The organism is Isoptericola halotolerans, from assembly GCF_013149785.1.
In the GTDB taxonomy this organism is placed as follows: domain Bacteria; phylum Actinomycetota; class Actinomycetes; order Actinomycetales; family Cellulomonadaceae; genus Isoptericola; species Isoptericola halotolerans.
On the sequence record NZ_JABEZU010000002.1, the window covers coordinates 303,085 to 328,582 of the forward strand.

General features: G+C 72.4%; 25 protein-coding genes and 1 tRNA gene. 14 read left to right on the forward strand and 12 right to left on the reverse strand.

Features of this window, described 5'->3' with window-relative positions:
* Positions 1-32: 32 nt before the first annotated feature.
* Positions 33-812 carry a phosphate ABC transporter ATP-binding protein PstB gene (gene pstB, locus HDG69_RS09170; protein WP_171783490.1) on the forward strand — a complete coding sequence of 260 codons (780 nt, stop codon included), beginning with the start codon at positions 33-35 and terminating at the stop codon, positions 810-812.
* 93 nt (positions 813-905) lie between these two features.
* Here the strand turns inward: pstB and HDG69_RS09175 are convergent, their stop codons facing one another.
* Positions 906-1,376, reverse strand: coding sequence for a hypothetical protein (locus HDG69_RS09175; RefSeq protein WP_171783491.1), 471 nt, complete (start codon positions 1,374-1,376; stop codon positions 906-908).
* A 250-nt stretch (positions 1,377-1,626) separates the two neighbouring features.
* Between HDG69_RS09175 and HDG69_RS09180 the strand changes: the two genes are divergently transcribed.
* From HDG69_RS09180 to ispF, 3 genes are read left to right on the forward strand one after another with little or no spacing between them, the layout of a single operon-like run.
* Positions 1,627-2,109 carry a CarD family transcriptional regulator gene (locus tag HDG69_RS09180; RefSeq protein ID WP_171783492.1) on the forward strand — a complete coding sequence of 161 codons (483 nt, stop codon included), beginning with the start codon at positions 1,627-1,629 and terminating at the stop codon, positions 2,107-2,109.
* Positions 2,110-2,150: 41 nt separating this feature from the next.
* On the forward strand, positions 2,151-2,843 hold the full coding sequence (ispD, locus tag HDG69_RS09185) for a 2-C-methyl-D-erythritol 4-phosphate cytidylyltransferase (RefSeq protein WP_343036405.1): 693 nt from the start codon (positions 2,151-2,153) through the stop codon (positions 2,841-2,843).
* Positions 2,840-3,325 (forward strand): 2-C-methyl-D-erythritol 2,4-cyclodiphosphate synthase, encoded by a 486-nt coding sequence (ispF, locus tag HDG69_RS09190; protein WP_171783493.1) that lies wholly within the window; start codon positions 2,840-2,842, stop codon positions 3,323-3,325. Before ispD ends, ispF begins: the two co-directional genes overlap by 4 nt.
* A 75-nt stretch (positions 3,326-3,400) precedes the next feature.
* Here the strand turns inward: ispF and HDG69_RS09195 are convergent, their stop codons facing one another.
* Positions 3,401-4,762: a D-arabinono-1,4-lactone oxidase gene (locus HDG69_RS09195; RefSeq protein WP_171783494.1), complete on the reverse strand. Its 1,362-nt coding sequence runs from the start codon at positions 4,760-4,762 to the stop codon at positions 3,401-3,403.
* Positions 4,763-4,812: 50 nt separating this feature from the next.
* On the opposite strand from HDG69_RS09195, the gene HDG69_RS09200 reads away from it, so the two are divergent.
* The 3 genes from HDG69_RS09200 to rlmB are packed head-to-tail and all read left to right on the forward strand — an operon-like array spanning position 4,813 to position 8,419.
* A complete protein-coding gene (locus HDG69_RS09200; protein WP_171783495.1) occupies positions 4,813-5,979 on the forward strand; it encodes an alanine racemase in 1,167 nt (388 codons plus the stop codon).
* Between the two features lie 23 nt (positions 5,980-6,002).
* A complete protein-coding gene (cysS, locus tag HDG69_RS09205) occupies positions 6,003-7,433 on the forward strand; it encodes a cysteine--tRNA ligase (protein WP_171783496.1) in 1,431 nt (476 codons plus the stop codon).
* The gene (rlmB, locus tag HDG69_RS09210) at positions 7,433-8,419 is read left to right on the forward strand and encodes a 23S rRNA (guanosine(2251)-2'-O)-methyltransferase RlmB (RefSeq protein WP_171783497.1); all 987 of its coding nucleotides are present in this window, start codon (positions 7,433-7,435) and stop codon (positions 8,417-8,419) included. The genes cysS and rlmB overlap by 1 nt, the downstream gene beginning before the upstream one ends.
* Before the next feature lie 31 nt (positions 8,420-8,450).
* On the opposite strand, the gene HDG69_RS09215 is transcribed toward rlmB, so the two are convergent.
* From HDG69_RS09215 to HDG69_RS09230, 4 genes are all read right to left on the reverse strand, one after another.
* On the reverse strand, positions 8,451-9,746 hold the full coding sequence (locus HDG69_RS09215) for a DUF4032 domain-containing protein (RefSeq protein ID WP_171783498.1): 1,296 nt from the start codon (positions 9,744-9,746) through the stop codon (positions 8,451-8,453).
* 83 nt (positions 9,747-9,829) lie between these two features.
* On the reverse strand, positions 9,830-10,945 hold the full coding sequence (locus HDG69_RS09220; protein ID WP_171783499.1) for an ABC transporter ATP-binding protein: 1,116 nt from the start codon (positions 10,943-10,945) through the stop codon (positions 9,830-9,832).
* A 181-nt stretch (positions 10,946-11,126) separates the two neighbouring features.
* Positions 11,127-11,960: a trehalose-phosphatase gene (gene otsB / locus HDG69_RS09225; RefSeq protein ID WP_171783500.1), complete on the reverse strand. Its 834-nt coding sequence runs from the start codon at positions 11,958-11,960 to the stop codon at positions 11,127-11,129.
* Complete coding sequence (locus HDG69_RS09230) at positions 11,953-13,416, reverse strand: alpha,alpha-trehalose-phosphate synthase (UDP-forming) (protein WP_171783501.1); 1,464 nt, start codon at positions 13,414-13,416, stop codon at positions 11,953-11,955. Before HDG69_RS09230 ends, otsB begins: the two co-directional genes overlap by 8 nt.
* 186 nt (positions 13,417-13,602) lie before the next feature.
* On the opposite strand from HDG69_RS09230, the gene HDG69_RS09235 reads away from it, so the two are divergent.
* From HDG69_RS09235 to HDG69_RS09245, 3 genes are all read left to right on the forward strand, one after another.
* Entirely contained in the window at positions 13,603-15,513 is a 1,911-nt protein-coding gene (locus HDG69_RS09235; protein WP_171783502.1) for a serine/threonine-protein kinase, read from the forward strand.
* Between the two features lie 124 nt (positions 15,514-15,637).
* Positions 15,638-16,489, forward strand: coding sequence for a DsbA family protein (locus tag HDG69_RS09240; protein ID WP_171783503.1), 852 nt, complete (start codon positions 15,638-15,640; stop codon positions 16,487-16,489).
* Between the two features lie 62 nt (positions 16,490-16,551).
* Positions 16,552-16,627, forward strand: a tRNA-Thr gene (locus HDG69_RS09245).
* Positions 16,628-16,733: 106 nt separating this feature from the next.
* Here HDG69_RS09245 and HDG69_RS09250 read toward each other — a convergent pair.
* Together HDG69_RS09250 and HDG69_RS09255 are read right to left on the reverse strand one after the other, a co-directional pair.
* On the reverse strand, positions 16,734-17,579 hold the full coding sequence (locus tag HDG69_RS09250) for an SGNH/GDSL hydrolase family protein (RefSeq protein ID WP_343036354.1): 846 nt from the start codon (positions 17,577-17,579) through the stop codon (positions 16,734-16,736).
* Between the two features lie 22 nt (positions 17,580-17,601).
* Entirely contained in the window at positions 17,602-18,252 is a 651-nt protein-coding gene (locus HDG69_RS09255) for a uracil-DNA glycosylase (protein ID WP_171784005.1), read from the reverse strand.
* Positions 18,253-18,381: 129 nt separating this feature from the next.
* Between HDG69_RS09255 and HDG69_RS09260 the strand changes: the two genes are divergently transcribed.
* From HDG69_RS09260 to groL, 4 genes are all read left to right on the forward strand, one after another.
* Complete coding sequence (locus HDG69_RS09260; RefSeq protein ID WP_246256497.1) at positions 18,382-18,693, forward strand: DUF3263 domain-containing protein; 312 nt, start codon at positions 18,382-18,384, stop codon at positions 18,691-18,693.
* A 67-nt stretch (positions 18,694-18,760) separates the two neighbouring features.
* Positions 18,761-19,471, forward strand: a complete 711-nt coding sequence (locus HDG69_RS19565; RefSeq protein WP_171783505.1) for a LytR C-terminal domain-containing protein — start codon at positions 18,761-18,763, stop codon at positions 19,469-19,471.
* A gap of 80 nt (positions 19,472-19,551) precedes the next feature.
* Positions 19,552-19,755 carry a cold-shock protein gene (locus HDG69_RS09270; RefSeq protein WP_171783506.1) on the forward strand — a complete coding sequence of 68 codons (204 nt, stop codon included), beginning with the start codon at positions 19,552-19,554 and terminating at the stop codon, positions 19,753-19,755.
* Positions 19,756-20,097: 342 nt separating this feature from the next.
* On the forward strand, positions 20,098-21,732 hold the full coding sequence (gene groL / locus HDG69_RS09275) for a chaperonin GroEL (protein ID WP_171783507.1): 1,635 nt from the start codon (positions 20,098-20,100) through the stop codon (positions 21,730-21,732).
* 110 nt (positions 21,733-21,842) lie between these two features.
* Here groL and HDG69_RS09280 read toward each other — a convergent pair whose 3' ends face one another.
* The 4 genes from HDG69_RS09280 to HDG69_RS09295 all read right to left on the reverse strand — a co-directional run bounded on the left by HDG69_RS09280 (position 21,843) and on the right by HDG69_RS09295 (position 25,429).
* On the reverse strand, positions 21,843-22,130 hold the full coding sequence (locus HDG69_RS09280; protein WP_171783508.1) for a WXG100 family type VII secretion target: 288 nt from the start codon (positions 22,128-22,130) through the stop codon (positions 21,843-21,845).
* 106 nt (positions 22,131-22,236) lie between these two features.
* Positions 22,237-22,965: an HD domain-containing protein gene (locus HDG69_RS09285; RefSeq protein WP_171783509.1), complete on the reverse strand. Its 729-nt coding sequence runs from the start codon at positions 22,963-22,965 to the stop codon at positions 22,237-22,239.
* A 107-nt stretch (positions 22,966-23,072) separates the two neighbouring features.
* Entirely contained in the window at positions 23,073-24,689 is a 1,617-nt protein-coding gene (locus HDG69_RS09290) for a sensor histidine kinase (protein WP_171783510.1), read from the reverse strand.
* Positions 24,686-25,429 carry a response regulator transcription factor gene (locus HDG69_RS09295; RefSeq protein WP_171783511.1) on the reverse strand — a complete coding sequence of 248 codons (744 nt, stop codon included), beginning with the start codon at positions 25,427-25,429 and terminating at the stop codon, positions 24,686-24,688. The genes HDG69_RS09290 and HDG69_RS09295 overlap by 4 nt, the downstream gene beginning before the upstream one ends.
* Positions 25,430-25,498: the final 69 nt, after the last annotated feature.

Genomic DNA, 25,498 nt, shown 5'->3' on the forward strand with positions numbered 1-25,498 from the left:
GATCAGCCGCAGCTCACACGAAGGAAGTAACGATGGCACAGCGCATCGAGGTCAAGGACCTCAACATCTACTACGGCGACTTCCTCGCCGTGCAGGACGTCGCGATGACGATCGAGCCGAAGTCCGTGACCGCCCTCATCGGCCCGTCCGGCTGCGGGAAGTCGACGTACCTGCGCACCCTCAACCGGATGCACGAGGTGATCCCGGGGGCCCGGGTGGAGGGGAAGGTCGAGCTCGAGGGCGTCGACCTCTACGGCAGCGACGTCGACCCGGTCGCCGTCCGGCGCAACGTCGGCATGGTGTTCCAGCGCCCGAACCCCTTCCCCACCATGTCGATCCGGGACAACGTGCTGGCGGGCGTCAAGCTCAACAACAAGCGCATCTCGAAGCCCGACGCCGACGACCTCGTCGAGTCCTCGCTGCGCGGGGCGAACCTGTGGAACGAGGTCAAGGACCGGCTCGAGAGGCCGGGGTCGGGCCTGTCCGGCGGTCAGCAGCAGCGGCTGTGCATCGCGCGGGCCATCGCGGTCAAGCCCCAGGTGCTCCTCATGGACGAGCCGTGCTCGGCCCTGGACCCGATCTCGACGCTCGCGATCGAGGACCTGATCGGTGAGCTGAAGAGCGAGTACACCATCGTCATCGTCACGCACAACATGCAGCAGGCGGCCCGCGTGAGCGACCGGACGGCGTTCTTCAACATCGCGGGCACGGGCAAGCCCGGCAAGCTCATCGAGATGGACGACACGTCGACGATCTTCTCCTCGCCGGCGGAGAAGTCGACCGAGGACTACGTCTCGGGCCGCTTCGGCTGACAGCCCCCGGTTCAGCGCCACGACGACGAACGCCCCCTCCGCTCGAGCGGAGGGGGCGTTCGTCGTCGTCGGTCCGGCCGTGGCCGGACCGGCTCACGGCAGGTAGTCCACGTACTCCGGCAGGGTGCCGTCGAGCACGGGCAGGTAGAAGTCCTCGCTCGCACCGGCGGCGCTCAGCGTCGCCTCGAGGTTGCCGCCGGGGATGGTGGCGACGGTGCCGAGCATGGCCTGCTCGCCGTCCTCGGTGCCGAGGTAGACGGTCTCCCTGGCCCCGACACGGATGCTCACGGCGTCGTTCCCGGGCGTCTCGAGGACGAACTCGACGTCGTCGGGCGTGGAGTTGGCGAGCGCGCCCAGGAGCGTCCCCTGCTCGCCCTCCGCGGCGGAGACGACCATGAGGTTGACGCCCCGGGCGTCGACCCCCTCGAGGTCGACCCGGGAGCCGTCGGACGGGGCGTAGGGAAGCTGTGTCGTGAGGGGTGCGCACGCGCCCAGCAGCAGCGCTCCGGCGGCGGCGCCCGCGACGGCGAGGGTGGGTCGGGCAGGACGGGCGGAGCGGGCCACGTGCTCTCCTTCGGCTGGGTGTGCGTGCTCGGGTCTCGGGCACCGGTCTGGGCACGCAGTGAGGTCATGGGAGGGGCAGCGAGCCCTGCGCCATCCTACCGGGGGCCGGTCGCCGACATCCACCAGCGTGCCGCGCGAGCCTCTGACCTGCATCGATGCGGATGCTTGGGCCCCGATCGCCGTGGTCGGCGCGCCGGGTCGAAGGCTGCACCGTGATAGACTCGTCCACTGGGAAAGGGGACATCTACAGATGACGTTCACAGTAGGCGAGACGGTTGTCTACCCGCACCACGGCGCCGCGCTGATCGAAGAGGTCAAGACGCGCAAGATCCGTGGTGAAGAGAAGATGTACCTCAAGCTCAAGGTCGCCCAGGGCGATCTGACGATCGAGGTCCCGGCGGAGAACGTCGACCTCGTCGGCGTGCGCGACGTGGTCGACCAGGAAGGGCTCGACAAGGTCTTCGACGTCCTGCGCGCCCCGTACACCGAGGAGCCGACCAACTGGTCGCGGCGGTACAAGGCGAACCTCGAGAAGCTGGCGTCCGGCGACGTGATCAAGGTCGGTGAGGTCGTCCGTGACCTCTCGCGCCGTGACGCGGACCGCGGCCTCAGCGCCGGGGAGAAGCGCATGCTGGCCAAGGCTCGCCAGATCCTCGAGTCCGAGGTCGCCCTCGCCGAAGGTGTCGACGAGGAGAAGGCCGGCGCCATCATCGACGAGGTGCTCGCCTCCTGACGACGTTCGCGATCCTCACCGCCGCCGGTTCCGGTACGCGGCTGGGCCGTGACGTCCCCAAGGCTCTCGTCGAGATCGACGGGACGCCGCTCGTCGCGCACGCTGCCCGCGCCCTGGCCGCGTCCGGCGTCGTCGACGCCCTCGTGATCACGGCTCCGGCCGGGCGCAGCGCGCAGCTGCGGGCCGCCGTCGGTCCGCTCCCGCTCGATGTGCAGGTGGTGGACGGCGGCGGGACCCGTCAGGCGTCCGTCGCCGCCGGTCTGCGCCTCGTCCCGCCGGACGCCGACGTCGTCCTGGTCCACGACGCCGCCCGCCCGTTCGCGCCGTCGTCCCTCGTGGAGCGGGTCGTGAGCGCGGTCCGGTCAGGGCACGGCGCCGTCGTCCCCGGCCTGCCCGTGACGGACACCATCAAGCGCGTCGCGCCCGACGGCAGCAGCCCCGCCGGTGAGGTCGTCACCGGGTCGGCCGGGATCGAGCGCGTCGTGGACACCCCCGACCGCAGCGTGCTGCGCGCGGTGCAGACGCCGCAGGGCTTCGACCGGGAACTGCTGCAGCGCGCCCACGCCGACGGGGCCGCCCGGGCTGCGGCCGAGCACCTGGCCGCCACGGACGACGCCGGACTGGTCGAGGCGCTCGGGATGCCCGTGCACGTCGTGGCCGGCGACGTCGCGGCGTCCAAGATCACCACCGAGCGCGACCTCGTGCTCGCCACCCTGCTGCAGGGGGAGCGATGACCCCCCTGCCCCGCACCGGCATCGGTGTCGACGTCCACGCCTTCGCCCCCGAGGGCACTGACCGCGGGCTGTGGCTCGGCGGGTTGCACTGGCCGGGGGAGCGAGGGCTGGCCGGCCACTCGGACGCCGACGTCGCGGCGCACGCGGCGGCGGACGCGTTGTTCTCCGCCGCCGGGATCGGCGACCTGGGATCCCACTTCGGCACGGGCGAGCCGCAGTGGGCGGGTGCGAGCGGCGTCGTCCTGCTGGCCGAGGCGGCGCAGCGTGTGCGGGCCGCAGGTTTCGAGATCGGGAACGTCGCGGTGCAGGTGGTCGGGAACCGGCCCAAGGTCGGCCCGCGCCGGTCCGAGGCCGAGGCCGCTCTCTCCGAGGCGGCCGGGGCACCGGTGTCCTTGAGCGCGACGACGTCCGACGGGCTGGGTCTCACCGGGCGCGGCGAGGGCGTCGCCGCGATCGCGACCGCTCTGGTCGTCCCCACCTGAACGTTGTGGGCGTGATTTCTGGCCCATCTTGTCCTTTTAACCGGGCAAAACGGGCCAGAAATCACGCCCACAACGCTAGGGGCCGAGGACGCGTTCGGTGTAGGCGTTGCGGAACACGCCGTCCGGGTCGACGACGGCCCGCACCCCCGCCACGTCCGCCAGCGGGTAGTGCGCCGCCAGGTCGTCCGCGGTGCGGGTGTGCAGCTTGCCCCAGTGCGGCCGCCCGCCGGCGGCGACGAAGATCTCCTCCGCGGCCGCGAAGTACCGCTCCCGAGGCATCCGGTGGTACTGGTGCACCGCCACGTACGCCGTGTCCCGGCCACGCGCCGTCGACAGCCACACGTCGTCCGCCGCGGCGCACCTCACCTCGACCGGGAACGGCACCGGCTCGCCGGAGGAGCGCAGCCAGGCGGCCAGCTCCGTCAGCACGCCCGCGAGCTCCGACCGCGGCACGGCGTACTCCATCTCCACGAAGCGCACCCGGCGACGAGTCACGAGCACCCGGTCCGACGGTGCCACGTAGCTGCGGTCGCTCAGTGCCGAGGCACTGATCCGGTTGATCCGCGGCACCCATCGTGGCGCCGCGGCCGCCACGTGCATCGCAGCCCCGAGGACCCCGTTGGCCAGCACCTCCTCGTCGAGGAGGGTCCGTCCGGCCGCGCCGAGGCGTCGCAGGGCCCCGGCCGCGCCCTCCTGGCGCTGCGCGTGCGCCGCCGCCTCGTCCCGGTCCAGCGGGTCGTTGCACCAGGTGAGCATCCGGTCGGTGCCGGGGAACCAGTAGGCGTCCACCCGCTCGTGCCGCGCGACCAGCTCGTCGTAGCCGTCCACCACCGCACGCCACGGACGGACGGTCTCCGTCGAGCGCAGCAGGTACGCCGGGACCACCTCCAGGGTCACGGCCGTGAGCACCCCGACCGAGCCGAGGCCGAGGCGAGCGACCTCGAACAGCGCCCGTTCCGGCGAGCCGGCCGGGTCGGCGTCGGACACCGACCGCACCGTGCCGTCGGGCAGGACGAGACGCACGCCGCGCACCTGCGTCGCCAGCCCGCCCAGCCTCGCGCCGGTGCCGTGCGTGCCGGTGGAGATCGCGCCGGCGACGGACTGCCGGTCGATGTCACCGAGGTTGCGCAGGGCCAGTCCCTGCACCGCCAGCAACCGGTTCAGCTCGGCCAGGCGGGTACCGGCCCCGACCGTCACCAGGGCGTCACCCGACGGCAGCCGCTGCACCGACTCCAGCCCACGGAGGTGGTCGAGACTCAGCAGCAGCCCGTCGGTGACGGCTGCGTCCGTGAAGGAGTGCCCGGCTCCCACCGTCCGCACCGCCAGGCCGTCCTGCGCGGCCCGGGCGACCTGTGCGCACAGCTCCGGCTCGTCGCGCGGCGTCGCACGGCGCGCCGGCTCGGCGGTGAAGGTCCGCCCCCAGGTGGTGAACGTCACGGCGCACACTCTGCCACGTCGCTGCAACGTCCCCGGTGTAGCGTGCCCGCATGACCGTGACCGATCGGCTGACCCGCGCCACGCGGGGTCTGCCCGCGCCGCTCGCCGTGGTCGACCTCGACATGTTCGACGCCAACGCGGCAGGCCTGCTCCGGCGGGCCGGCGGCACCCCGGTGCGGGTCGCCGCCAAGTCCGTGCGGGTGCGCTCGCTCGTCGAGCGTGCCCTGGGTGCGGGGTTCGCCGGGGTGATGGCCTACAGCCTGGACGAGGCGCTGTGGCTCGTCGGCACCGGAGTGCGCGACGTGCTCCTCGGGTACCCCACGGTCGACACCGGCGCGCTCGCCCGGCTCGCGGCCGACCCGGAGGCCCGCCGCGAGATCACGCTGATGGTCGACGACGTCGCCCAGCTCGCCCTCGTGCAGGCCGCCCTGGCGGGTCCCGGCGGCGGGCCGGAGGTCGCGGTCTGCCTGGACGTGGACTCCTCGCTGCGGCTGGGCGTTCTCCACCTCGGCACCCGCCGATCGCCGCTGCGCGCTCCGGAGCAGGTGGCGGCGCTCGCGGCCAGGGTCGCCGGGACGGACGGCCTGCGCCTGCGCGGGCTGATGTTCTACGAGGCGCAGGTCGCGGGGCTGCCCGACACCCCGGCGGTCCGGGTGGTCAAGGCGTTGTCCGTGCCCGACGTCGACCGTCGCCGCCGCAGAATCCTCGCGGCGGTGCGTACCGCCGTCAGGCAGGACGTCGAGCTCGTCAACGCCGGCGGGACCGGGTCGCTGGAGACCTCTGCGGCGGGAGCCGGGGTCACCGAGGTGACGTCCGGGTCCGGGTTGTTCGTGCCGGGGACCTTCGACGGGATGCGCAGCGTGACGCAGCGGCCCGCGGCCTTCTTCGGGCTGGACGTGGTGCGCACCCCGGGGCCCGGCTGGGCGACGGCGTTCGGCGGCGGGTACGTCGCCTCCGGCCCGGCCGGACCGTCGCGCCTGCCGCGGCTGGTCACCCCCGGCTGGTCGCTGACCCGGCGCGAGGCGACCGGCGAGGTGCAGACCCCGCTGCGGCGACGGCGCGAGGGACGGCCCCTGCAGGTCGGGGACCGGGTGTGGTTCCGCCACGCCAAGGCCGGCGAGCTGATGGAACGGTTCGCCGCCGTGCTGCTGGTGCGCGGCGACGAGGTCGTCGACACGGTGCCGACCTATCGCGGTGAGGGTCGCACGTTCGGCTGACACGTGGCCGGTACCCTGGACCGGTGACCTTGCACCTGTATGACACTGCCACGCGCGCCGTGCGCGAGCTCGTCCCGCGCACCCCGGGCAAGGTCGGCATCTACCTGTGCGGCGCCACCGTCCAGTCGTCCCCCCACGTGGGCCACCTGCGCCCGGCCGTCGCCTTCGACGTGCTGCGGCGCTGGCTGCTGCGCCAGGGGCTGGACGTCACGCTCATCCGCAACATCACGGACATCGACGACAAGATCCTCGCCAAGGCCTCCGCGGCCGGGGTCGAGTGGTGGGCGCACGCCGCCGTCTACGAGCGGGCGTTCACCGCCGCGTACGACGCGCTGGGCGTCCTGGCACCCACCTACGAACCGCGTGCCACCCAGCACGTGCCGCAGATGGTCGACCTCATGGAGCGTCTCGTCGAGCGCGGCCACGCCTACGCCACGGGGCCCGGCAACGTGTGGTTCGACGTCCGTTCCTGGCCCTCGTACGGCGAGCTGACGTCGCAACGTCTCGAGGACCTCAACCCCGAGTCCACCGACGACGCCGTCGCGACGGAGAAGCGCGACCCGCACGACTTCGCGCTGTGGAAGGCCGCGCGCCCCGGCGAGCCGGGGACCGCGGCCTGGGACACCCCGTACGGCCGGGGCCGGCCGGGCTGGCACCTCGAGTGCTCGGCGATGGCGCACCGCTACCTGGGTGAGTCGTTCGACATCCACGGCGGCGGGCTCGACCTGCGCTTCCCGCACCACGAGAACGAGCAGGCCCAGTCCCGGGCGGCCGGCTACGGGTTCGCCGACCGGTGGATGCACTCGGCCTGGGTGACGCAGCAGGGCGTCAAGATGAGCAAGTCCCTCGGCAACGGGCTGCTCGTGGAGGAGCTGCTCGCCAAGGCGCCCGCCCCCGTGGTCCGGTACGCCCTGGCAGCCGTCCAGTACCGCTCCATGCTGGAGTGGGGTCCCGACACCCTGGACGAGGCCCGCGCCACCTGGGAGCGGCTGCGCGGGTTCGTCGGCCGCGCCACCGAGCGGGTCGGTGACGTGTCCCGGGCGGAGGCCGCCGGCGCGATCCTCCCGCAGGCCTTCGCGGCTGCCATGGACGACGACCTCAACGTCCCCGCCGCGCTCGCCGTCGTGCACGAGACGTTGCGCGCCGGCAACACGGCGCTCGCCGACGCGGACGACGACGGCGCGCGAGCCGCGCTCGTCGCGCTGCGGGGCATGCTGGACGTGCTGGGCCTGGACCCGGCCGACCCCCAGTGGGTCGACACCACCGACACGAAGGTCGCCGACGCGCTGGACGCCGTCGTGCGTGCCGAGCTCGACGCCCGGGCCGCCGCACGTGCGGCGAAGGACTGGGCGACCAGCGACGCGATCCGGGACCGCCTCGCGGCGGCCGGCGTCGTCGTGCAGGACTCACCCGACGGCGCCCGATGGACGCTGTCCACAGCCGAGGAGAACTGATGGCGGGCAACTCGCAGCGACCGGGCGCGAAGCGCAAGGAAGGCACCAAGAAGGGTGCGCAGGTCGGCACCGGCGGTCACAGCCGCAAGGCTCTGCAGGGCAAGGGACCGACGCCGAAGGCCGAGGACCGCACCTACCACCCCGCGCACAAGAAGAAGGTCGCCGCCGAGAAGCGCCAGGCCTCGCAGAGCGCCCAGGGCGCCCGCAAGGGTGTCGCCCGCGGGACGCGCAAGGCCACCGGTGGCGCCGAGGTCGTGGCGGGCCGCAACGCCGTCCTGGAGGCCCTGCGCACGCAGGCGCCGGTGACCGCGGTGCACATCGCCGACCGCATCGACCACGACGACCGCACCCGCGAGATCCTCGAGCTCGCGTCGATGCGCGGAGCCCGGCTCCTGGAGTCCTCGAGGGGTGCGCTCGACCAGCTCACCGAGGGCTCCGTGCACCAGGGCGTGGCGCTGGAGGTGCCGCCGTACGAGTACGCGTCGGTCGACGACCTCCTCGACGCCGCCGCCGAGGCGGACGAGCCGCCGCTGATCGTGGCCCTCGACTCCGTGACGGACCCGCGCAACCTCGGTGCGGTGCTGCGGTCGGCCGGGGCGTTCGGGGCGCACGGCGTGCTGGTGCCCTCGCGACGCTCGGCCTCCATGACGGCGTCGGCCTGGAAGGTGTCGGCCGGGGCGGCGGCTCGGGTGCCGGTCGCCAAGGAGACGAACCTGGCGAGGACGCTGACCGAGCTCAAGAAGTCCGGCGTCTTCGTCGTGGGTCTCGACGCCGGGGGCGACACCGCGGTGCGCGAGCTCGCCTTCGCCACGGACCCCCTGGTGATCGTCGTCGGGTCCGAGGGCAAGGGCCTGTCGCGGCTGGTCCGCGAGACGTGCGACGCCGTCGCGTCCATCCCGATCGCCTCGTCCGTGGAGTCGCTCAACGCCGGTGTGGCCGCGGGGATCGCGCTCTACGAGGTCGCCCAGGCCCGCACCTCGCGGTAGCGGGGGTGACGCACGATCCGGCGCGGTGGGGTCAGCCCGCCGGGTCGTCGTCCGGGTCCGCCGCGGCGTAGTGGAAGTAGTCCGCCTCGGGCCCGGCCTCGGGCTCGTCGCCGGGCGCGAGGCCGAGGATCGCCTTCTCGTCAGGACGGTGCTGGAGCACGTTCTCGACGTACGAGGCGACCGTCTCGGGCATCGGCACGTCGCGCTGCGCCCGCTCGGAGATGAACCAGCGGTGGTCGAGGATCTCGTGGTAGAGCTGGGCGGGCTCGAGCTTGCGGCGCAGCTCTCGCGGGACGGCGCGGATGGTCGGGTGGAAGACGTTCTGCAGCCAGTCGTGCGCGACGAGCTGCTCGTCCTCCTCCTGGCGCTCGGTCGCGGCCTGGTAGGAGTCGAGGTCGTTGAGCAGACGTCGCGCCTGGTTGTCCTGGACGTCCAGCCCGGTGAGCTTGAGCAGGCGCCGTGAGTGGTGCCCGGCGTCGACGACCTGGGGCTGGATCTGGACCGTGGTGCCGTCGATGTCGGTGGTGATGGACAGTTCGCCGACGTCGAAACCGAGCTCGTTGAGCTGGTCGATGCGGGCGGCGATCCGCCACCGCTCGTCGGTGTGGAAGGCCTCGACCCCGGTGAGGGCCTCCCAGAGCTCGGTGTACCGCTCGACGAGGGAGTTGCCGATCCCGATCTCGTCGACCTCGTCGTCGAGCAGCTCGCCCGCGGCGAGGTCCATGAGCTCACCGATGATGTTGACCCGGGCGAGCTCGAGGTCGTAGTCGCGCTGACCGGGGGTCAGCTCGCGGTGCAGGGCGCCGGTCTCGGCGTCGACCAGGTAGGCCGCGAACTGGTTGGCGTCGCGACGGAACAGGGTGTTCGACAGCGAGACGTCGCCCCAGAAGAACCCCGTCAGGTGCAGGCGGACGAGCAGCACGGCGAGGGCGTCGATGAGCCGGTTGGCGGTCTCGTCCCGCAGGGCCTGGCTGAAGACGGAGCGGTACGGCAGGGAGAACGCGAGGTGCTCGGTGATCAGCGCGGCCTCGAGGGGCTCGCCGGTGTCCGAGAGCCGGCCGGTGACGACGCCCACGGGCTTGACCGAGGGCACCTCCAGCTTGCGCAGCTGACGCAGCATCTCGTACTCGCGGAAGGCGATCGACTCGCTGGTCTCCTTGATCGCCAGCACCCGGCCGTCGAGGCGCACGAACCGCACCACGTGCCGGGAGATGCCGCGAGGCAGCGCAGCCAGCACGTCGGCGGGCCATCCGGCGAGCGGCTGCCGCCAGGGGAGGTCGAGAAGCGCCGAGTTCGGCGTCGCCGAGGTGATCTGCAGCTGTTCCATCGGTGTCAGCGTAGACGACGACGGGGGCGGGCCCGGCCGACGCCGGACCCGCCCCCGTCACGCCTGTCGCGTGGTGCCGTCGGTCAGAGACGGGCGCCCGTGGAGGCGGAGAACACGTGCGACTTGCCCGGCTTGATGGTGACGTAGACCGTGTCACCCTTCATCGGGACGTCGCGCGGGTCGATGCGCACGATGACCTGGTCGGAGGAGCCGGAGTGCAGCTCGCCCGCGGCGCCGTCGGTCTTCAGCGAGCCGTAGACGAACGCGTCGGAGCCGAGCTCCTCGACGAGGTTGACCTCGACCTGGAGGGCGTCGGGCACCGCGGAGGACACCACGTCGAGCGCCTCGGGGCGGAAGCCGACGGTGATCTTGCCGTTGTCGGCGTCCGTGAGCTGGCTGACGACGTCGCGCTCCAGCGGGACCGCGGCGTGGCCGACGACGGCCTTGCCGTCCTTGACGTCGAAGGTACCGACGTTCATGGCGGGGGAGCCGATGAAGCCCGCGACGAAGACGTTCGACGGGGTGTCGTACATCTCGCGGGGGGTGCCGACCTGCTGCAGCAGACCGTCCTTGAGGACCGCGATGCGGTCACCCATCGTGAGGGCCTCGGTCTGGTCGTGGGTGACGTAGACCGTCGTGACGCCGAGGCGGCGCTGCAGCGAGGCGATCTGCGTACGCGTCTGGACACGCAGCTTGGCGTCCAGGTTGGACAGCGGCTCGTCCATGAGGAACACCTGCGGCTGACGCACGATGGCGCGGCCCATGGCGACACGCTGACGCTGACCACCGGAGAGGGCCTTCGGCTTGCGGTCGAGGTACTCGGTGAGGTCGAGGATCTTCGCGGCCTCCTCCACGCGCTGGCGGATCTCCGCCTTCGGCGTGCCGGAGATCTTCAGCGCGAAGCCCATGTTGTCCGCGACGGACATGTGCGGGTAGAGCGCGTAGTTCTGGAAGACCATCGCGATGTCGCGGTCCTTGGGCTGCACGTCGGTGACGTCGCGGTCACCGATGTAGATGTGCCCGCCGTTGACGTCCTCGAGACCCGCGAGCATGCGCAGGGAGGTCGACTTACCGCAGCCCGAGGGGCCGACGAGGACGAGGAACTCGCCGTCCTCCACCTCGAGGTTGAGCTGGTCGACGGCGGGGCGCTCAGTGCCCGGGTAGATGCGCGTCGCGTGGTCGTAGGTGACCGAAGCCATGGTGATTCCCTCCACCGGCAGGTACGTGCCGGACGATCCGTTGTGGTCGGGTGTCTTGCGTTCACGACTGGCGTGTCAGCGGTGACACATTCTGTTGTTCGCGCACGGGTGCCGGACCGTTCCGGCGGGTGGCGCTGCTCGATACTACATGGCCGTGACGGGGATCACGCCATGACCCAGGTCACGATCCTGCGTCACCCTCGATGAGGTCCGCGAGCCGTCCCAGGAGGGCGGCCACGGCCTCCGGGTCCGTGACCCGCTGGTCCGCGAGCGTCTCCCCGGGACCGACCTTGACGGTCACGTCCCCGTCGCCGAGCACCGCGAAGGCCTTCTCGTCGGTGGTGTCGTCGCCCGCGTACAGCACCCGCACGGCCGGTGCGGCGAGATCCTCGGCCACGACGCGCCGCAACCGCCCCAGCGCTTCGCCCTTGGACGTGTGCAGCACGGCGGTCTCGACGACGTCCTTGCCGTGCATCGCCTCCAGCCCGAGCCGGGTGGCCGCTGCGTCGGCCGCCGCCACGGCCGCCGCGGTGTCCTCGGGACCGGCCTGGCGGGTGTGCAGGACGGCGGCGCTCGGCTTGCGCTGCACCCAGGCGCCCGGACGGCCGGCGACGGCCTCGTCGAGCGCGGCGGTCAGCTCGCCCAGGGTCGTGGCCTGCTCGTCGGTGAGGGTCAGAGGGACCGAGTCCAGGCCGTCGGGCGTGGCCCGGCCGGTCTGCGCGCCGTGGCTGCCGACGACGTACGCGCCCGCGGGCGGTTCGGCCAGCAGCGCGAGGTCGTCGAGGTCGCGGCCGGAGACGAAGGCCAGCCGCACGTTCGTCCCGTGCGCGGCAGCCAGTGCACCGATCCGGTCGACGGCGGCTCGCGCTCCCGCCGTCATGCGCGACGCCGCGGGGTCGTCCACGAGCGGGGCGAGCACGCCGTCGAAGTCGAGGGCGACGAGCAGCGCCGCGCCGTCGTCGGTGGCGAAGGCGGTCAGAGCGGTGCGCAGGGCGTCGTCGAGCACCTCAGACATGCGTGTCCCGGGAGGGCATCGCGGTGAGCACGCCGAGGAAGCTCTTCGACCACTTCGCGACGTCGTCGCCCATGACCTTGCGGCGCAGCCGGCGCATCCGGCGCCGCTTCTCCTTCGGGTCCAGGTGCGCGGCCGCCACGATCGTGTCCTTCATCCCGTCGATGTCGTGCGGGTTGACGAGCAGGGGGCCGGGGGCCAGCTCGTCGGCGGCACCGGTGAACTCGCTCAGGACGAGCACCCCGTCCAGGTCGGAGCGGGCGGCGATGTACTCCTTGGCGACCAGGTTCATGCCGTCCCGCAGCGACGTCACGAGCATGACGTCCGCCGCGAGGTAGAGGGCCGCCATCTCCTCGGGAGGGTAGGAGTGGTGGAGGTAGTGGATCGCCGAGTGCCCGATCTCGCCGAACTCCCCGTTGAGGCGCCCGACGAGGATCTCGACGTGCTCGCGCAGCTCCTGGTACGCGCCGACGTTCTCGCGCGAGGGGCTGGCCACCTGGACCAGCGTGGTGTGCGCCGCGTCGATCCGGCCGTCCTGGAGGATCTCGCCGTACGCCTTGATCCGGTGCCGGATGCCCTTGGTGTAGTCCAGCCGGTCGACACCGAGCATGACGACGTCCGGGTCGCCGAGGTCGGCGCGGATCTCCTTGGCCCGGGCCTGGACCTCGGGGCTGCGCGCCAGGTCGTCGAAGCGCTGGGTGTCGATGGAGATGGGGAACGCCGCCGCCCGCACGCGCCGGCCGGGGTTCCCGTCGGCGTCCTCCATGGAGACCACCGACCCGCGCGTCGGGTGGTCCGTGAGGCGCCGCACGGCGCGCACGAAGTTGGAGGCGTCGCCGCCGCGCTGGAACCCGATGAGGTCCGCACCGAGGAGCCCCTCGAGGATGTTCCGGCGCCACGGGAGCTGCTGGAACAGCTCGACCGGGGGGAACGGGATGTGGTCGAAGAACCCGATGCGCAGGTCTGGGCGCAGCTCCCGCAGCATCTTCGGGACGAGCTGGAGCTGGTAGTCGTGCACCCAGACGACGGCGCCGGGGGCCGCCTGGGCGGCAGCCGCTTCCGCGAAGCGCTGGTTGACCCGCCGGTAGGCGTCCCACCACTGCCGGTGGTAGGCGGGCGGGGCGATCACGTCGTGGTACAGCGGCCACAGGGTGTCGTTGGAGAAGCCCTCGTAGTACTTGCGGATCTCGCTCGCGGAGAGGGTGACGGGCACCAGCATCATGCCGTCGGCCTCGAACGGCTCGTGCGCCAGGTCGGGTGCTCCCGACCAGCCCACCCAGGCGCCCTCGTTCTCTTGCATGACCGGTTCGAGCGCCGAGACGAGCCCGCCGGGAGAGCGCTGCCAGTCGACCGCGCCGTCGTCGTCGACGGAGAAGTCGACCGGGAGCCTGTTGGCGACGACGACCAGGTCGTACCCCTGGCCGCCGGTGGAGCTGTGTACCGATCCTTGACCTGTCAACGGTTGTTCTCTCCCAAGGTTGGTGGCTCCCCGCACTGCCTTGACGGGGTGGCCAGACGCCCAGGGCGAACCTTACCGACCGCGCGTGCCGGGTGCGCGCGAAGCCCGGCGGGGCACGGCCGACACGTCTCGGTTCCGCGCCCTCGCGAGCGCGCGGAACCCCGCTGCGGCGCTACGGTGTGGCCCATGGGTGAGGGCGACGAGGCGCAGGTGATGACGACGGGTGCCCCCGCGTCCGGAGCCGACGGGGCGCTCCCGGCGGGGGCGGACGTCGGAGGCTACTCGGTGGTCTCCCTGCTCGGCCGGGGGGCGATGGGGGCGGTCTACGAGGCGGTCGACGGCGGAGGGCAGCGGGTGGCGCTCAAGGTGCTGCACGCCCATGTGGACGCCAACCCCGCGGGCCGCCAGCGGCTGCGCCGTGAGGTCGCCGCGCTGCAGCGGCTGCGGCACCCCGCCGTGGCGCAGGTGCTCGACGCGGAGTTCGAGGGACCGCACGCGTTCGTCGTCACCGAGCTCGTCGAGGGCCTCACCCTCGAGGAGGAGGTCGACGCCCGCGGACCGCTGGACGTCGCCGACCTGTTCTCCCTGGCCGACCAGCTCGCCGACGCGCTGGAGTCGGTGCACGCCGCCGGCGTGGTGCACCGAGACCTCAAACCGTCGAACGTCATGGTCACGGGAGCCGGGCCCTCGCTCATCGACTTCGGCATCGCGCACAGCCCGGAGGACGCCCGCACGACCATGACCGGGTTCGTGATGGGTACACCGGGCTACATCGCCCCCGAGCTGCTCGACGGCGGCGATCCCGTGCCCGAGACCGACTGGTGGAGCTGGGGGGCGCTGCTCGCCTTCGCGGCGACCGGCCGGTCGCCGTTCGGCGTGCGCCCCACCGACCTCGTGCTCCGCCGCTCCCGGGAGGGCCGGGCCGACCTGGTGGGTGTCCCGGCCCGCACCGGCCGGGCGCTGGCAGGTGCGCTGCACGCCGATCCGGCCCGGCGCTGGGGCCCCACCGACGTCGTCCGCGCGCTCCGCCGCGACCTCGAGGACGGTGCGCACGACGTCGTGGGGGTGCCGGCCGACCCGCAGGCCACCCAGCGCATCGTGGTCGCCGCCGGCGCCGCGACGGCGGCCCTCGCGGGAGCTGCCGGTGCCGGGGCGTCGTCCGGGTCCGGGGCGGACACGGCGGTCTCGGGGTCGTCGAGCGACGACGCTCCGGGCGCGATGGACCGGACGGAGGTCGTGCCGAGGGTGCCGGCAGGCGACGAGACCGCCGTCCTGGGTCCTCCGGTGCCGCCGCCGGACCCGCAGGACACCGCGCAGACGATGACGGCCGACGACCGTGAGCGTGCGCTCGCCCACGACGGCGTCACCCAGGCCGTTCCCGTCGGCGACCTGCGCTACCGCAGCTACGACGAGCTCGACGTCGCACCGGAGCCGGTCCCGGAGGTGCCCTCCGGTCCGTACGTGGCCCCGCGCCACCCGCGACGGTGGGGGACGGTGCTGGCGCTCGGCGTGCCCTTCGTGGTGCTGGCGGCGTTCTACCCGCTGATCGCCTTCGGTGTCTTCTGCGGCGTCACGGTGCTCTGCCGCATCGTGGGGACGGCGGGTCACCGGTTCCATGAGCGGCGCGAGCGTCACGGGGTGCGTCGGTCGGACGGCCTGATGGCGACGCTGCTGTTCCCCTACCACGCGGTGATCGGTGCGCTCGGCATCATCCCCGCGGCGCTGGTGGGAGGCTGTGTCGGGCTGCTCGCGATCATGGGGGGCTACTGGCTGTTCGGCGACGGCAACCTCATCGTCGCCCCGCTGACGGACGTCGAGTCGCGTTCCGTCGGCGGTCGCAACGCTCCGATCGTCTTCGGCCTGGTGCTCATGGCGGCGATGGTCGCGGCGGTCGTGGCGACCTGGTTCGGACCGGCGGGCCGGACGGCGCGCGACGGCGCCCGGACGATCCTCGACAACCTGGCGCCGGGCCTGGTCGGCGCGGCCGTCGTGGTGGCGCTGTGCCTGATCGGGTCCTGGGTGCTGTACGGACAGCTCACCGGGGACCCGCACCCGATCGAGTGGTGGCCGATGGGTGGGCCGCCCGCGTTCCTCTGAGGGACGCCCAGGTTCCTCCCAGCATCCATCGCTATGGTCGCGCGGTCCGACGCGTCCGCACGGGTAGGCTGACGCGCGGAGATCTGTCGCTCCGGACCCCACGAACCGAAGGACCTCTACCGAGATGTCGAACAAGAACAAGGCGCAGCTCCGCGAGGAGGCGCGCCTCGAGGCGCTCGCGCTGCAGCAGAAGCAGGTGGCGCGCGACCGCCGCAACCGCATCCTCGTCTTCGGCGGCCTCGGTGTCGCGATCGCGGCGCTGGTCGCGGTGGCAGCGTTCATCCTCGTCAACGAGGGCGCGAAGAAGAGCGTCGACGACATCCCGCTGGCGGAGGTCTCCGACGTGCCGTCGACGGCACTGGAGAGCGGCGGCATCCCGGTCGGGTCCGACCTGGTGGCGGGCACCGAGAACCCCGAGGCCACCGTGGTGGACGAGTACCTCGACTACATGTGCCCCGTGTGCGGCCAGTTCGAGCAGGTCAACGGTGCCGACGTCGAGGAGCTGCTCACCTCCGGCGACGCCACGGTCGTGTTCCACCCGGTGTCGATCCTCGACCGGCTGTCGAACAACACCGACTACTCGACGCGCGCGGCCTCGGCCGCCTACTGGGTGGCCGACCAGGCGCCGGCCGCCTTCTACGCGTTCAACGAGGCGCTGTTCGTCAACCAGCCGAGCGAGAACTCGCCGGGCCTCGACGACGACGAGCTGGCCGCCCTCGCCGAGGAGGCCGGGGCCGACGCCGACGTCGCTGCCGGGATCGCGGACGGCACCGCCCGGGCCACGTTCGGGCAGTACGTGTACTCCCTGACCAACGACGCGACGGCGGACCCGTCGTTGGCCAACTCCGGCGGAGGTTTCGGGACGCCGACCATCCTCGTCGACGGCGAGCGCTTCGAGGGCTGGAACCAGCCTGGCGCGCTGCTCGCGGCCGTCCAGGGCGGCGAGGCCGCCGAGGAGGAGCCTGCCGAGGGCTGACGTGCCCTGGGGAACGGCCGGGGACCGGCCACCGCCCGCGCGGTAGGCTGGTCCCCGCCCTCGCCGCCTTAGCTCAGCTGGTAGAGCTCCCGTCTTGTAAACGGAAGGTCGTCGGTTCGAATCCGACAGGCGGCTCCACTCTCCGTTGTGGGCGCGATCTCTGGCCCGACTCGTCCCTCTCGGGACGATCTCGTGGCCAGAGATCGCGCCCACAGCACCGTGGTCGGGAGCGACGCCCCGCCCGTCAGCGCTCGGACGGCGGCCACGCCTTCGGCTCCGTCCACTTGGCCGGCCGGCCGTCACCGCTGGACGTACCGGTGATCCGCCGTCGGACCCAGGGTGCGACGTGCGTCCGCGCCCACTGCGCGTCCTCGCGGAGCCGCTGTCGCAGTCGCACCGACGGCGCGGCGTCCAGCGGGTCGTCGTACGCCGGGTCGTCCGGGGCGAGTCCGAGCCCCACGAGCGCGGCGTTGGCGATGCGGCGGTGGCCCTCGTCGGTGAGGTGGATGCGGTCGTCGGACCACATCCGCCAGTCCTGCAGGCTGTGCAGCCCCCAGGTGTCCAGCACGTGGGCGCCGTGGCGCCGCGCGATCGACCAGATGTTCGCGTTGTAGACGCCCACGCGCCCCTGCGTCCAGTTCAGCGCCCCCTCCGTGCGGAAGCCGGTCGCCAGCAGGACGTCGGCCCCCGTCCCGCGGATCTGCGCGACCGCTCGCTCGAGCACGGTGGACAACGCGTGCACGTCGGCGTGCGGCCGCAGGATGTCGTTGCCCCCGCCGACCAGCGACACCAGGTCCGGCTCCATCGCGAGCGCGGAGGACACCTGCTCGGTGACGATCTGCCGCAGCTTGCGGCCCCGGATCGCCAGGTTGGCGTACTCGAACGGAGCGTCGCCACGGCGCTCGGCCAGGTGGTCGGCGAGGCGGTCGGCCCAGCCGCGCTGGACCCCCTCGGACTCCGTGCCGGGCGTCACCGGTGTGCCGTCCGTCCGGGGGTACGGGTCCCACAGGCCTTCGGAGAACGAGTCGCCGATCGCGACGTACCGGGACCAGTGCGGGGTGGCGTCAGGTGCGGGGGAGGGCGAGGTCACCCGGCCATTCTGCACCCGTCGCTCAGGGCAGGCGCCAGTCGACGGGTGCTGCACCCTGCTGGTCGAGGAGCGCGTTGACGCGGGAGAACGGCCTGGACCCGAAGAACCCGCGGTAGGCCGCCAGTGGGCTGGGATGGGCGGACTCCACCGTCGGGGTCGCGCCCAGCCAGGGCTTCAGCGACGCGGCGTCCCGACCCCACAGGATCGCCACCAGCGGGCCGCCGCGCGCCACGAGCGTCTTGATGGCGGCCTCGGTCACCTGCTCCCACCCCTTGCCGCGGTGCGACGCCGGCTCGCCCGGACGCACGGTGAGCACCCGGTTGAGCAGCATCACGCCCTGGTCGGCCCACGGGCTCAGGTCGCCCGACGACGGCGGGGGAGCGCCGACGTCGTCCGCGAGCTCCGTGTAGATGTTCGCCAGGGACTTGGGGATCGGGCGGACGTCCGGCTGCACCGAGAACGACAGCCCCATGGGATGGCCGGGCGTGGGGTACGGGTCCTGGCCCACGACGAGCACCCGGACGTCCGCGAGGGGGCGTCGGAACGCCGCGAAGACGTCCCCGGGAGCCGGGAGGTAGGTGCGCCCGGCGGCGACCTCGGCCCGCAGGAAGTCGCCCATCGCGTGGACCTGCGGCGCGACGTCCGCCAGGGCCGCTGCCCAGTCGGGCGCCATCACGGTGTCGAGTGCCGGTCGGGCCGTCGTCGAGGAGTCCACGACCGCGACGCTAGCGCACCCGCGACGCGCGGCGACAGATGCCCGGGAGGATGCCCCAGGTGCCCCATACTGGCCGCTATGAGCGAGATGCTGGTCCAGGACATCGACACCACGACGGAGGCCCCGTCGTCGGCCACCGAACCCGGTGCGCTGACCGACAGGGACCGCGAGATCCTCGCCTTCGAGAAGCAGTGGTGGAAGTACGCCGGCTCCAAGGAGCAGGCGGTGCGCGAGCTCTTCGACATGTCGGCCACCCGCTACTACCAGGTGCTCAACGCACTGATCGACAGTCCGGCGGCGCTGGAGCACGACCCCATGCTCGTGAAGCGGTTGCGACGCATGCGCGCCACCCGCCAGCGGGCTCGCAGCGCACGGCGCCTCGACGGCACGAACGGCTGACCTGCACCGGCGCGATCGTGAACAAGGCCTGTAGGTCTCGCGGCGGGGAACCGCTACCCTGTCCGGCGTGACCAAGAGCCAGTACCCGTACCCGCCCGACGAGTTCGACGTCCGCGGTCCGGAGGGCGCGCCGGTGGGGGTCCACCGCGAGCCCCGGAGCGGGTGGAGCTCGGCCTGGCCCTTCCTGCTCGTCGCGGTGGTCTTCGCCGGTCTGGGCGTCGGCATCATCTCCTACCTGTCCGACGGCGGCGAGTCGCCCACGGAGAACCCGCCCGCGGCGTCGGAGCAGTCGGCCGACCCGGAGGGCGGCGAGGGCTCCGGCGACGGCGAGGAGGACCCGGAGGGCGACGAGGGCGCGGCGGGGGACGAGGACGCCGACAGTGAGGACGGCGCGTCCGAGGACGACGGGGACGACGCAGGATCCGAGGACGGCACCGAGGACGAGGCCGACGAAGAGGGCGACCTGGCCTCGCTCGTCGCGGCCGCCGACACCGGCGCGTTCGTCCGGGTGCTGAACGACGACAGCGGGGTCGCCGGCGAGGCCGGTCGTGGGGCCGACGCTCTCGAGGCGATGGGCTTCTCGAACACGGAGGCGACCAACTACGACGGGGACTCGGGCCAGACGACCAACGTCGTCTGGTACGCCGAGGGGCGTGCGGAGACCGCGGCCGCCGTGGCAGCCGCCCTGGGTGTGTCCGCCGAGCAGACGTCGCAGCAGCCGCTCGCCAACGGGGACGTCGTCGTCGTGGTCAAGGAAGCGCTCGCCATCGCGGAGTGACAGGCGTGACCTGCGCCACTATTCTCCTGTGCACGGCGGGGCGTCGGCCCCGTGCGTGCCGGAACGACGAGGAGAAGTAGATGGCCCAGGGCACCGTCAAGTGGTTCAACGCCGAGAAGGGGTACGGCTTCGTGACGCCGGCCGACGGCGGACAGGACCTGTTCGTCCACTTCAGCTCGATCCAGGCCGACGGGTACCGCAGCCTCGACGAGGGGCAGCAGGTGGAGTTCGAGGTCGGTCAGGGCCAGAAGGGCCCGCAGGCGGAGCAGGTCCGCCCGCTCTGATCGTGCTGAGCTGACAGTTGCAGTGCCGGCGAGGGCCGGCGCCCGCGCAGGGATGCGTCGGGCGTCGGCCCTCGTCGCGCCGTGCTCGGTGCTGTGCCGCGCCCGGCGTCGTACCCCCGGTGTCGTGCAGCCGTTGTGCGCCGGTGGCGAACGTCTTGCACTCTCGGGTCGAGAGTGCCAATAATGGGTTAGCACTCTCGGCTGTCGAGTGACAGTCGTGGTGAACAACCTTGGTCGAAAGGTGAGGCACGCCCGCGCCCGTGATGTGAACGGTGCGAGGGCAGGCCGTCCGTCGCGGGCACCGGCCGACCGTCCACCAGCCACAGCGGAGGATCAATCCCCATGGCCAAGATCATCGCGTTCGACGAGGAAGCTCGTCGGAGCATGGAGCGCGGGCTCAACCAGCTCGCCGACACCGTCAAGGTCACGCTCGGCCCCAAGGGCCGCAACGTCGTCCTGGACAAGAAGTGGGGCGCCCCCACGATCACGAACGACGGTGTCTCCATCGCCAAGGAGATCGAGCTCGACGACGCGTTCGAGAAGATCGGCGCCGAGCTCGTCAAGGAGGTCGCCAAGAAGACCGACGACGTCGCCGGTGACGGAACCACCACCGCGACCGTGCTCGCCCAGGCGCTCGTCAAGGAGGGCCTGCGGGTCGTCGCGGCCGGCGCCAACCCGATCGCCGTCAAGCGCGGCATCGAGAAGGCCGTCGAGGCGGTCACCGAGCAGCTGCTGAACGCTGCCGTCGACGTCGAGACCAAGGAGCAGATCGCCGCCACGGCCGCGATCTCCGCCGGCGACCTCAACATCGGCGAGCTCATCGCCGAGGCCCTCGACAAGGTGGGCAAGGAAGGCGTCATCACCGTCGAGGAGTCGAACACCTTCGGCCTCGAGCTCGAGCTCACCGAGGGCATGCGCTTCGACAAGGGCTTCCTCGCCCGCTACTTCGAGACGGACCCGGAGCGCCAGGAGGCCGTCCTCGAGGACCCGTACGTCCTGATCGTCGAGTCGAAGATCTCGAACGTCAAGGACATGCTGCCGCTGCTCGACCAGGTCATGAAGTCGGGTCGCTCGCTGCTCATCATCGCCGAGGACGTCGAGGGCGAGGCCCTCGCGACCCTGGTGCTGAACAAGATCCGCGGCACCTTCAAGTCCGTCGCCGTCAAGGCCCCGGGCTTCGGCGACCGTCGCAAGGCCATGCTGCAGGACATCGCGATCCTCACCGGCGGCCAGGTCATCACCGAGACGGTCGGCCTCAAGCTGGAGAACGCCACGCTCGAGGAGCTCGGCCAGGCGCGCAAGGTCGTCGTCACCAAGGACGAGACCACGATCGTCGAGGGCACCGGCGACGCCGACCTCATCGCCGGTCGCGTGCAGCAGATCCGCTCCGAGATCGAGAAGTCGGACTCGGACTACGACCGCGAGAAGCTCCAGGAGCGCCTCGCCAAGCTGGCCGGCGGCGTGGCCGTCATCAAGGCCGGTGCGGCCACCGAGGTGGAGCTCAAGGAGCGCAAGCACCGCATCGAGGACGCCGTGCGCAACGCGAAGGCCGCCGTCGAGGAGGGCATCGTCGCCGGTGGTGGCGTCGCGCTCATCCAGGCCGGTGCCGCTGCGTTCGCCAAGCTCGAGCTCGAGGGCGACGAGGCGACCGGTGCGCAGATCGTCAACGCGGCGATCTCCGCCCCGCTGAAGCAGATCGCCATCAACGCCGGCCTCGAGGGTGGCGTCGTGGCGGAGAAGGTCCGCCAGCTCACCCCGGGTCACGGCCTCAACGCCGCGACCGGCGAGTACGAGGACCTGCTGGCCGCGGGCGTCAACGACCCGGTCAAGGTGACGCGCTCGGCGCTGCAGAACGCCGCGTCGATCGCCGCGCTGTTCCTCACGACCGAGGCCGTCGTCGCCGACAAGCCGGAGCCCGCCGGGGCCTCGGCCGGCGAGGGTGGCGGCATGGGCGACATGGGCGGCATGGGCTTCTGACCCACGCTCGCCCGGTGCGGTAGCCCGCGCCCGGTACATGACGGCGGCCGGTCGCTTCCTCAGGGAAGCGGCCGGCCGCCGTTCTCGTCCGGTGCGCCCACGACGGAACCTCAGCGGGCGAAGAGCCGCGCTGCCTGCGTCTCGGCCTCGGCGTAGGTCGTCGAGGCCGACTGCAGCGCCGCCGTCACCGAGTCGAGAGCCGCCTCCACCTGCGTCTGGGCCGACTGCCACTGCGTCATGACGCCGGCGAACGACGTCGCCGCGCTGCCGTGCCAGCTCGCCTGGAGATCCTGCAGGTGCCGCATCATGGCGCCCACCTCGGCGCGGATGGCCCCGACGGAACCGTTCACCGCGGCGCTCGCCTGCGCCACCCGATCGCTGTCGACCTCGTATCGCACGTCCTGCTCCCTCGTCGTGGTTCCCGGTGGACCGGGCTGGCCACGACGCTAGGGGGCGTCGCGAGACGTGCGCCGCCGTCGTCCACAGCCTGTGGACGACGGCGGGTCAGCGGCGCGCAGGACCGGCCGTCGCCTCCTCGCCCAGCCGGCGGCGTTCCTTGGTCAGGCGGTGGAGCTCCGCGTCGAGGTTCTGCCGTGCCGGTTGCTCCCAGGTCGCCCCGAGCGGGCTCGCGTACAGCCGCGGGCGGCCCAAGAGCTTGGTCAGCACCTTGATGCGGGCGTCCAGGTAGTCGGAGAGCGGGATGTGGGCGTACTCGGCGCGGATCGCCGCCACGTACTCCTTGTACCGCTGCGGTTCGGCGGCGAGCATGCCCAGGTCGGCGTCGTTGAGGACGGCGGAGTCGAAGTCCCCGGGCAGCGCCTTGTGCCGCGCGAGGCTGTCGACCAGCTCGCCGACCCGGTGCGCTGCCTCCGCGGAGACCCCGATCTCGACGAGCTGGGTGCGCGCGAGCTCGGCGCTGAGCGTGGTCTGCTCACCGCCGCGGGTCGCATAGGCGACCTTGCGGTTCGCATCGAACACCGCCCCGTGGTACCAGGCGGCGAGCCGCACGAGGTCGGCCTGGTGCGTCTCGTGAGCGAGCTCGTCGACGCGGTGCAGGACGGCCGCGAGGTGGCGCAGGTTGTGGAAGTGACGGTCCGACCCCGACCAGCGCTCGATGAGCTCCGAGCCCACCGCGCGGACGGCCTCCTCGGGCTCGGTGGCACCGGCCCCCCGGCACGTACGGACGAACGCCGAGAGGAACCACTGCGGCGCGTCGGCGCTGAGGACGCCCATCGCTATCAAGACCTTCGCTTCTGTCCGAACGTGCTCTGTCTGCCTCCCAGCCTACGACCGGCGGCCGACAGTGGTGTCCGGTCGCGCGGCGTGGGCCGGCAGGGCCGTCACGAAGCGTAGTCCTCGGCGGACCTCAGGAGAACCCGCACGGTCATGCCGCCCCCCGGGGTCCGGCCGACGGAGGCCTTCCCGCCGTGCGCAGCGAGGATCGCCGCCACGATCGCGAGCCCCAGGCCCGACCCGCCCGACTCGCGGTTGCGCGAGGAGTCGGCCCGGTAGAACCGCTCGAAGATCCGGTCCGCCTGCTCCGGGGAGACGCCCGGTCCGTGGTCGCGCACCTCGACGGCCACGCCACCGTCCGCCACGGTCCCCAGGGCCAGCTCCGCGGGGGAGCCGGGTGGGGTGTGCCGTGCGACGTTGCCGACCAGGTTGGTCAGCACCTGCCGCAACCGGTCCGCGTCCCCGACGGTCCGCAGGGCCGACGGCGGTGCCTCGCCCGGGCCCAGGCCGGTCACCGAGACGGTGCGGGTCGGGTCCAGGGCGTGCAGGTCCTGGGCGGTCTCCTGCGCCAGGGCCACCAGGTCGACGACCTCGTGCTTCAGGGGGCGTCCCTCGTCGAGACGCGCCAGGACCAGGAGGTCGTTGACCAGCGCTCCCATCCGCCGCGCCGAGTCCTCGATGCGGACCATCGTGTCGTCGACCTTGTCGTCGGTGTCGAGCGCACCCATCCGGTAGAGCTCGCCGTAGCCGCGCACGGTCGCCAGCGGGGTGCGCAGCTCGTGGCTCGCGTCGGAGACGAAGCGGCGCATCCGCTGCTCCGACGCTTCCTGCGCGGCGAAGGCGGCCTCGATCTGGGTGAGCATCGCGTTGAGCGAGTGCGACAGGGACCCCACCTCCGTCGACGCAGGCTGCTCCGGGACGCGGCGTGACAGGTCGCCGTCGGCGATCGCGGCGGCCGTGGCCTCGATCCGGCGCAGCGGGCGCAGGGAGTGCTGCACCAGCCAGAAGGCCAGGGTCCCGCCGAGCACCACGATGCCGATGCCGGACCAGAGCAGCGAGCTCGACAGGTAGGCGGTCGTCTTGTCGACACCGGCCATCGGCAGCGCGACGTACGCGGCACCCTCCACCGGGCTGCCCTGCGTCTGGCTGCAGGGGATGGACACGACACGCCACGGCGTCGGGTCGGTGCCCCCGGTCGACTCGACGGTGAACGGCTCCAGCCCGCGGTCGACCACGTCCTCCAGGGGCTCGTCCGGGACCTGCGGGGTTCCGTACCGGTCCAGAGTCCCGGGCCATCCGAGCGGTGGTCCCTCCAGACCGTTGCAGTTGCGCAGCGCGACGGCGTACTCGCTGGGGATGTACTGGGCGCCCTCGGTCGGGTTCAGCGCCGTCGCCCGCGCCACGCCCTGCGCCGACTGCTTGAGCTGCGTGTCGAGCTGGTCGATCAGGAAGTTCGACACGACGGTCCGGGTCGTGAGGCCGGCGAGGACCATCCCGGCACCGAGCAGGAGCACGATGATCGCCACGAGCCGTGCCCGCAGCGGCACGCGTGCGAGCCAGCCCGGGTGCCGCTGGGCCTCGTCCGGCGTATGGTCCGGCGCGAGCACCGTCGTCGTGCCCGACGGCGGTTCGCTCGTACCGTCCTCCCCGCCGTGAGGCGCGGCGTCCGGTACAGGGTCCGGCGCGGCGAACGTCGGCTCGTCGGGCAGGTCGCGAGAGGTCATCGCTGCGGGGCTCGCAGCAGGTAGCCGACGCCCCGCTTCGTGTGGATCAGGGGAGGCAGCTCGACGTCCGTCCCGTCGGGACCGGTCACGGTCAGGTGGTCGATCTTGCGCCGCAGGTACGAGATGTAGGACTCGACGATGTTCGCGTCGCCGCCCCAGTCGTACTGCCACACGTGGTCGAGGATCTGCGCCTTGGACAGCACGCGCCCGGCGTTGAGCATGAGGTAGCGCAGCAGCTTGAACTCGGTGGGGGACAGGTCGACCTCGATGCCGCTGCGGCGCACCTCGTGCGAGTCCTCGTCGAGCTCGAGGTCGCCGACCCGCACCACGGCGTCGTCGTCGGGCTCGCCGCCCGCGGTGCGTCGCAGCACCGCGCGGATCCGGGCCACGACCTCCTCCAGGCTGAACGGCTTGGTGACGTAGTCGTCACCACCTACCGTCAGTCCCTGGATCTTGTCCTGGGTGTCGTCCCGTGCGGTGAGGAAGAGCACGGGCGTGTGCCGGCCCGTGGCACGCATCCGGCGGGTCACGGTGAAGCCGTCCATGTCGGGCAGCATCACGTCGAGCACCACGAGGTCCGGCTCGGTGTCACGGACCAGCTGCAGCGCGCTCCCGCCGTCGGCGGCGGCGTGCACCTCGAACCCCGCGAAGCGCAAGGACGTGGAGAGCAGCTCGCGGATGTTCGGCTCGTCGTCGACGACGACGAGCCGGGCTTCGGGGCTGTCGGAGGATGCGGCCATGTCCCCAGTGTGCTCCCGGATCCTGGAGGTTTCCTGGACACGGGCCGCGTGGAGTCGCGCGACGGCCGG